Genomic DNA, 8,567 nt, shown 5'->3' on the forward strand with positions numbered 1-8,567 from the left:
GAGAACACAAAAAAGCCCTCATCCCATAAAAGGGACGAGAGCTACCCGCGTTGCCACCCTAATTGACTAGACATCATGCCTAATCCACTTATTTCATAACGGCATTTCAGCCGGCGACAGCCTACTTCATTCACTTCGACTGCGCAACTCCAGGACGGATTCACAAGTGTTTTTATCAGCTTCCACCAACCGCTGACTCTCTAAAAAAAACGTGCCTGTTACTACTTCCCATCATCGTGTTCAGTTATTTAAATTTTATCCATACTGTACTATACGAAACAAGATTTTGCAAGTCATACCATAGACGATACAAAATATTTGAGAATACGTGTATCAGTTGTTAATTCAGGATGAAACGAACAGCCTAAAAAATGACCATCCTGTGCTAAAACAATCTTCCCTTCATGCTCTGCTAGAATTTCAACACCTTCGCCAACTGAAACAATATGAGGTGCGCGTATAAAAACAGTAGGGATTGCATTACCTATTTTAGGTATATTGAGGTCTACTTCGAAGCTATCTACCTGTCGTCCATAAGAATTTCTTGCTACTGCTAAATTCATAACCGCTAAATGTGGCTCATAGTCCACTACTTCATTTGCCAATAAAATTAAGCCTGCACATGTTCCAAACATCGGCAATCCAGTCTTTGCGAGTGTGCGAATTGGCTCCAACAGCTCATATCGATTCAGCAATTTTCGCATTGTTGTACTCTCCCCACCAGGTAGCACAAGTCCATCTAGTTGCTGTAAGTCATTGTGCCGTTTTACCAAGACAACCTCACAGTCTAGTGACTCTAACATTTGCATGTGCTCCCGTACCGCTCCCTGCAATGCTAATACACCAATTCGTTTCATTTTACCAGCCTCGCTCTTGCATGCGCTCATTTTGACTGAGCTGGGCAATATCAATGCCTTTCATTGGAACCCCTAGCTCTTTTGATATTTCTGCTAGAAGCTTATAATCCTTATAATGTGTAGTAGCCTCTACAATTGCCTTTGCAAACTTCTCTGGATTTTCTGATTTAAAAATACCAGAACCAACGAACACACCGTCAGCACCAAGCTCCATCATTAAGGCAGCATCAGCAGGCGTAGCGACACCACCAGCTGCAAAATTCACCACTGGTAAACGCCCATTTCGTTTAATTTCTCTTAATAATTCAAATGGGGCTCCAAGCAATTTAGCCTCTGTCATTAGCTCATCCTCTGTCATACCAACTACCTTACGAACTTGCGCATTCACTTTACGAATATGACGTACAGCCTCTACAATATTCCCTGTTCCTGGTTCACCCTTTGTTCGCAGCATTGAAGCTCCCTCACCAATGCGTCGAGCAGCTTCTCCTAAATCGCGGCAACCACAAACAAATGGTACAGTGTAATCACTTTTTAATAAATGAAACTCTTCATCTGCAGGTGTTAATACTTCACTTTCATCAATATAATCAACACCCATTGCCTCTAAGATTCTTGCTTCGACTATATGCCCTATACGTGCCTTAGCCATCACCGGAATAGAGACAGCCCCCATAACCTCCTCAACAATTCTAGGATCAGCCATACGTGCAACACCGCCCGCCTTACGAATATCTGATGGTACCCTTTCTAATGCCATGACAGCTACAGCTCCTGCTGCTTCAGCAATTTTCGCCTGCTCTGCATTTATCACGTCCATAATAACGCCACCCTTTTGCATTTCAGCCATACCTCTTTTTACTAGCTCTGTGCCTGTTTGTTTCATGTTTCTAACCTCCACCTTTATGATGAAGTCTAGTATAATGGAAATTGACTATATCAAAATATCCAGTTTTATTAATATCTATAAGGTCAGGAGGCAAAGTAAACGTGGACATGCTATTATTTCAGCTAGAAAAAGATGGTGGAAAACCGCTCTATGATCAGCTTTATAGCGGCATTAAAGAAGCTATCATTACAAAGAAAATTTCAGTAGGGGAAAAATTACCATCAAAAAGAAAATTATCCGATTTTTTGAATATTTCTCAAACAACAATTGAAATTGCATATGCACAACTATTAGCTGAGGGCTATATAATGTCTAAAGCACGCGTTGGGTATTTTGTAGAGGAGATTGACGAGCTTCCCTATATTCATCAGGACACAGTAGCTTCCTTAAGTGAGCTGCCTAAGAAAAAAACATACAAAATAGATTTTAATCCTGCTTCTATCGATATTCATGCATTTCCATTTCAAACATGGCGCAAATATGCAAAAGAGCTTTTTGATGATACCTCAAAGGAATTATTATTAACTGGGGAACCTCAGGGAGAGCTTTCTTTACGTACTGAGATTGCTAATTATTTATATCAATCTCGTGGAGTTGTTTGTAGTCCTGAGCAAATAGTTGTGGGTTCAGGGACAGAGCAGCTACTTCCAATGATTTTACGCCTCTTTAGTGATGACACTTACTTTGCTCTTGAAAATCCTGGTTATCCAGCTGTGCATCGTATGTTTTCTCAGCATAAACGAAAGGTCTACCCAATTACTGTTGATGATGAGGGCATCTTAATTCATGAACTCGAAAAAACGAGCGCTGACGTTGTATATATCACACCATCTCATCAGTTTCCAACAGGTGCAGTATTGTCAGCTACAAGACGTGCACAGGCATTAAATTGGGCTGCGCAGAGTACCTCTCGCTATATAATTGAGGATGACTATGATTCTGAATTTCGTTATACTGGGAAACCAATTCCTGCTCTACACGCACTCGATCGAAATGATAAAGTCATTTATATGAGTACCTTTACAAAATCATTAATGCCATCCTTGCGAGTTGCTTATTTTGTTCTCCCGCCAAAATTGCTGGCAACCTATAATGACGTATTTAATTACTATTCATCAACAGTACCTAGATTCGATCAACATATTGTTGCTAATTTCATGCGGGATGGTCATTTTGCTAAACATTTAAACCGGATGAGGAAAATTTACCGTAAAAAACACGATAAGCTAACTTCTATTTTAGAAAACTATTCTAATCAAATTAAAATTACTGGAGAGCAAGCAGGGATGCATATATTATTAGAGGTACAGCATGCACTAACTGAAAAGCATTTACAAGAGCTCGCCTCTAATGCAGAGATTGGTATTTATCCATTATCGGACTACCGCCTAGATCGCACTGTAACATCGCAGGCTCAATTTTTACTAGGCTTTGGAGGTATACCTGTACATGAAATTGAACAATCCATTGAGAAACTTATGGATTGTTGGGATATAAAAAAGCACCAATCACCCTCACGTTAAAATGCGGGCTGATTGGTGTTTCTTTCAAATTAGGACTCAATTAATTGAATATTATAATGTTCAAACCATGTATGAATTTGCCCTAGATATGCCAAAAGTTGAGGCCCTGCCATTAATTGTCCGTACCAAGGAACTTTAAAAGAGCTACCACCAGATTCAATTAGCTCAATCAGCTTCTGCCTTTCAAATAATTCATGAAGAATCGAATTTTTATCCCTCATTATTTCTCCTAGCCATTTTTGAACACCCATCGTATAAAGCGGATGATAGGTTTTAGGATACGGATTCTTTTTACGATACAATACTTCTTTGGGCAATAAGTGGTCCATTGCTTTTCGAAGTAATCCCTTTTCCATTCCACCTAAATTTTTCATTTCCCAAGGAATATTCCATGTATATTCCACAAGACGATGATCAGCAAATGGAACACGAACCTCAAGACTTGCTCCCATACTCATACGATCTTTTCGTTCCAACAATGTTTGCATAAACCACACCATATTTAAATAAAACATTTCACGATGCCTTGCTTCCTCCATACCTTCTCCTTCGAAATATGGTACTTCCGCTATTGTTTGTGTATAAACATGTTGTGCATATGATTCAACTGCTAATTTCTTACGCCATCGATCTTGTAGCATTGTTGTCCTTTCAGCAAGTGAACGAATCCAAGGGAAACCTGTTGTCGTCTCCGTAAACCATGGATATCCACCAAAGATTTCATCTGCACATTCACCTGATAATGCAACTGTAAAGTCCCTTTTGATTTTTCGGCAAAACCATAGTAGTGATGAATCTACATCTGCCATTCCTGGTGAATCTCTAACAATTACAGATTCCACTAACAAATCAATTAATTGCTGTTGCGAGATTTCCTCAGCATGATGATCTGTTTTAAATGTATTTGTCATCTGTTCAATCCAATAAGTGTCTGTCGATGTTTGAAATGCATGTGGATTAAAAAAACGCTCATTATCCTCATAATCAATAGAGTACGTATGAAGCCTATCTTTCCCCTTTTGCTGAAAACTGTTCGCTGCAATGCCTGTAATAATACTAGAATCTAAGCCACCTGAAAGAAAGGTACAAATTGGTACATCCGAAACAAGCTGACGTTCAATTGCATCAGTCAGTAAAAAACGGACATGATCTACTGTATCTTCTAAAGATTCATTATGATGCTCGCTCTGCAAACGCCAATATTGCCAAATTCGCATACCTTCCCTTGAGAAACGCATTGCATATCCAGGGCGCAATTCATTAATATTTTGAAAAAGCGCCTTTCCTGGTGTTCTAGAAGGCCCTACAGCCATAATATTGGCTAATCCCTCTGCATTTACAGTTGCTTTCACCTCAGGATGTGCTAATAATGCTTTTACCTCAGATGCAAAAAGCAAACTTCCTTGTTGCTCTGTATAATACAAAGGTTTTACCCCAAGTCGATCTCTACATAAAAATAGTGATTGTAATTGTTCATCCCACACCCCAAAAGCAAAGATACCATTTAAAAAATTTACACATTGCTCTTTCCATTCAATATAAGCCGTTAGCAAAACTTCCGTATCTGAATGTGTAGTAAAAGTATATCCTCGATTTTGAAGCTCCTTACGTAATTCCTCTGTATTATAAAGCTCGCCATTGTATGTAATGACATAATTTGCACCTTCATGACTTTTCATCATTGGTTGCTTGCCGCCTATTAAATCGATAACGGCTAACCTTCGATGGCCAAATGCTATATGCTCATTACACCAAATATTTTCATCATCTGGACCGCGTTTATTTAAAGTTTGGGCCATCAACTTGATGATTTCTTCACTTGTTCTTAAATCTTTTTGAAAGCTAGCCCATCCTGTAATCCCACACATTTAGCCACATCCTTTCGCCTATTAGCGTATGCAGTAATGTACTAAAACGTGAAAAAGAACACGTAATGATTTACGTGTTCTTGAATGATTGATTATTAAAATAAGCTGCCAACAAAGTCGGAAATACCACCCCATAAGTTGCCAAAGAAGTTACCTATACCTTGGAAGAATAATGAGATGCCACTAGCACGCTCCACAGCCTCTGTAGTGACAACATCAGCTTTTAGTTCCTTACCATCAATGAAACCGTAATCGGTGCCCTCTGAGCGCTCAATAACTACCTTTCCGACAACTGTATCCTTTTTAACCTCTGCTTCTAAACTCTTTTTATCTAAAACAAGTTTCGGTTTATATAAATCTTTATCAGATGACTTCATCATAAAAGATACAGGTTCTTTTACAGCAATTGCTACTTTCTTTTCTTTACCTTTTGTAACTTTTACTGTTTTCTGATCTTTAAACGTATACTTCGCTGGAATAATTTCTTGTTTTGAGAATTGTGAGAAGCCGTAGTTAAATAATTTAGCTGTTTCGTCGAATCGAGCTTTTTTTGATTCCTGCCCTTTTGCATCTACAGCCTTCATAACAACAGAAATTAAACGTGTACCATTACGCTCTGCAGTACCTGTAAAGCAATGTCCAGCAAAGTTTGTTGTACCAGTTTTTAATCCATCAACACCTTCATACTGGTGCACTAATCCAGGCAACATTAAGTTCCAGTTTCTCATTTCAATTCTATCATCTGTACCTTCACGGAACGTCTTTTCTGCAATTTTAGATGTTTCTAATACGTTTGGATGATCTTTAAGTAAATGATATGCTAGTTTGGCTACAGATTTAGCAGGCATCACGTTTTCATCTTCTGGCCCAGTACCAGCTGGATGCATTCCAAATAAATCTGCATTGTTAAGTCCAGTAGAGTTCACGAATTTATAGTCTTTAAGACCAAGCTCTTCAGCCTTTTTATTCATCAGTTTTAAAAACTCAGCTTCAGTACCAGCAATTGTTTCTGCAATACCTACTGTAGCAGCATTAGCTGAATAGATCGCCATTGCTTCATATAATTCACGAATTGTGTAAGTTCCATCCCTACGTAATGGTACATTACTTAACGCACGGTTTTGTGACATACGATACGTATAATCAGTTACATGATATTCCTGATCCCACTTAACTGTACCTGCATCAATTGCGTCCAATAACAGGTATTCTGTCATCATTTTTGTCATACTTGCAATACCTAGTGAAGTATCTGCATTTTGTTCATATAAAATTTTTCCTGAATCTGCGTCAATTAAAATCGCAGCATCCACGTGTAGTCCTAAATCTGTTTCTGCATTTGCCTTCACAGGAATACCTGCAAACAAACTAAATAACAAAACAGGGATTAGGAGCAAGCGAATGACGGTATTCATTGTCTTTTTCACCTTTAAAACCCTCCAAAAAATAATCTTGTCCACGACATTTTATCACAGATAGTAACTTACGTGGGTACTCTCTAACATAAAAAAAGCTCTCGCGCCATCTTTGTAGACGATTCGAGAGCATAAAAGTTGCTAGTAATATATTACATCGAATAATTCGGGGATTCTTTTGTGATTTGTACATCATGTGGATGAGACTCACGTAAACCTGCACCTGTCATTCGTACGAATTGAGCATTTTCACGTAAGAACTCTAGGCTTGGTGATCCGCAATAGCCCATACCTGCTCGAATACCACCGATAAGTTGATAAATTGTATCTGCTAGAGGTCCTTTATAAGGAAGTCGACCTTCAATTCCCTCTGGTACTAATTTTTTCGCATCTTCTTGGAAATAGCGATCTTTTGATCCTTTTTCCATAGCTCCAATTGAACCCATACCACGGTAAACTTTGAAGCGACGTCCTTGGAAAATTTCAGTTTCACCAGGAGATTCTGAAGTACCTGCTAGAAGTGAACCAAGCATTACAACATTACCACCCGCTGCAAGAGCCTTTACGATGTCTCCAGAGTATTTAATACCTCCATCGGCAATAATTGTTCTACCAACCTCACGAGCCACTGTAGCGCAATCATAAACAGCTGTAATTTGTGGTACTCCTACACCAGCTACAACACGAGTAGTACAAATAGAGCCTGGACCAATACCAACCTTAACTACATCAGCACCAGCTTCGAATAATGCACGTGCACCTTCACCTGTTGCTACATTACCAGCGATAATCTCTAGCTCTGGATATGCTTCACGGATTGAACGAATTGTTTGTAATACGCCCTCAGAGTGTCCATGAGCAGTATCAATTACTACGATGTCAACTTGAGCCTCCACAAGCTTCTCGATACGTACCATCGTATCTTTTGAGACACCAACCGCTGCACCTACTAATAAACGACCATGTATGTCTTTAGCAGCGTTAGGGAATTCAATTACTTTTTCGATATCCTTAATTGTAATTAACCCTGTTAATTTACCTTCTTCATCTACAATTGGTAACTTTTCGATTTTATATTGCTGAAGAATTTTTTCAGCATCCTCTAAAGTCGTTCCAACAGGAGCTGTAATCAAATCCTCTTTTGTCATAACATCTTCGATTTTTAATGAATAATCAGAGATAAAACGTAAGTCACGGTTTGTAATAATCCCTACTAATTTTTGGTTCTCCATACTATCAACAATTGGTACACCAGAAATTCGATATTTACCCATTAAGTGCTCAGCATCGAAAACTTGGTGAGTCGGAGTTAAGAAGAATGGGTTTGTAATAACACCATTTTCAGAACGTTTTACTTTTTCTACTTGTTCAGCTTGCTCATCAATTCCCATGTTTTTATGGATAATACCGATACCACCTTGACGTGCCATAGCAATTGCCATTTTAGACTCTGTAACTGTATCCATGCCAGCACTAACCATTGGAATGTTTAATTTAATTTTTGGTGTTAGTTGAACTGATAAATCAACATCTTTCGGTAATACTTCGGAATGAGCTGGTACTAATAATACATCATCAAAAGTTAAACCTTCTTTGGCAAATTTAGTTTCCCACATTTTCGTAACGTCCTCCTATAGTTAAAAGAATATTAATTGTAAGATTAACAACGTGCTAAGCTACTGTCAAGAAACTTATAAAAGAAAGACAATTCAGATTTTTAAAGGCAGTAAATTTAGCAATGAATTCCCACTTAGCTCTTCAAATAAATGATGATGATAAGTTCTAAATTTTAAATTCTTCTACTTTATTTAGTATCTAAAAACTACTTTGTACGCTGCTATATTTAGTTTTTTGGATATTTTTTGTAAAAAAGCTGATAAATTGGTAAAAATTTATTCATTAAAAATAAAAAAACAGCCAACACACAGTTGACTGTTTTTGCCTAGCAATGTCCTACTCTCACAGGGGGAAGCCCCCAACTACCATCGGCGCTAAAGAGCTTAACTTCCGTGTTC

At 38.3% G+C, this 8,567-nt stretch carries 6 protein-coding genes, 1 rRNA gene and 1 other annotated feature; of the genes, 1 reads left to right on the top strand and 6 read right to left on the bottom strand.

Features of this window, described 5'->3' with window-relative positions; translation table 11 throughout:
* Positions 1–27: 27 nt before the first annotated feature.
* Positions 28–244, bottom strand: a binding site (T-box leader).
* A gap of 49 nt (positions 245–293) precedes the next feature.
* Entirely contained in the window at positions 294–857 is a 564-nt protein-coding gene (pdxT, locus tag AC1RNS_RS22495) for a pyridoxal 5'-phosphate synthase glutaminase subunit PdxT (RefSeq protein WP_492995888.1), read from the bottom strand.
* A gap of 1 nt (position 858) precedes the next feature.
* Positions 859–1,743, bottom strand: a complete 885-nt coding sequence (gene pdxS, locus AC1RNS_RS22500; protein ID WP_492995889.1) for a pyridoxal 5'-phosphate synthase lyase subunit PdxS — start codon at positions 1,741–1,743, stop codon at positions 859–861.
* Positions 1,744–1,847: 104 nt separating this feature from the next.
* Here pdxS and pdxR point away from each other — a divergent pair, with 104 nt between their 5' ends.
* The gene (gene pdxR, locus AC1RNS_RS22505) at positions 1,848–3,269 is read left to right on the top strand and encodes a MocR-like pyridoxine biosynthesis transcription factor PdxR (RefSeq protein WP_492995891.1); all 1,422 of its coding nucleotides are present in this window, start codon (positions 1,848–1,850) and stop codon (positions 3,267–3,269) included.
* 29 nt (positions 3,270–3,298) lie between these two features.
* On the opposite strand, the gene asnB is transcribed toward pdxR, so the two are convergent.
* The 4 genes from asnB to rrf form a co-directional block, all read right to left on the bottom strand.
* A complete protein-coding gene (gene asnB / locus AC1RNS_RS22510; RefSeq protein WP_492995892.1) occupies positions 3,299–5,137 on the bottom strand; it encodes an asparagine synthase (glutamine-hydrolyzing) in 1,839 nt (612 codons plus the stop codon).
* A gap of 95 nt (positions 5,138–5,232) precedes the next feature.
* Positions 5,233–6,564 carry a D-alanyl-D-alanine carboxypeptidase family protein gene (locus AC1RNS_RS22515; RefSeq protein ID WP_492995893.1) on the bottom strand — a complete coding sequence of 444 codons (1,332 nt, stop codon included), beginning with the start codon at positions 6,562–6,564 and terminating at the stop codon, positions 5,233–5,235.
* Positions 6,565–6,704: 140 nt separating this feature from the next.
* Positions 6,705–8,168 carry an IMP dehydrogenase gene (gene guaB, locus AC1RNS_RS22520; RefSeq protein ID WP_492995894.1) on the bottom strand — a complete coding sequence of 488 codons (1,464 nt, stop codon included), beginning with the start codon at positions 8,166–8,168 and terminating at the stop codon, positions 6,705–6,707.
* 324 nt (positions 8,169–8,492) lie between these two features.
* Positions 8,493–8,567, bottom strand: a 5S ribosomal RNA gene (gene rrf / locus AC1RNS_RS22525); the annotation flags it as partial.

It is taken from the genome of Lysinibacillus sp. GW821-FHT14F06, assembly GCF_058803665.1.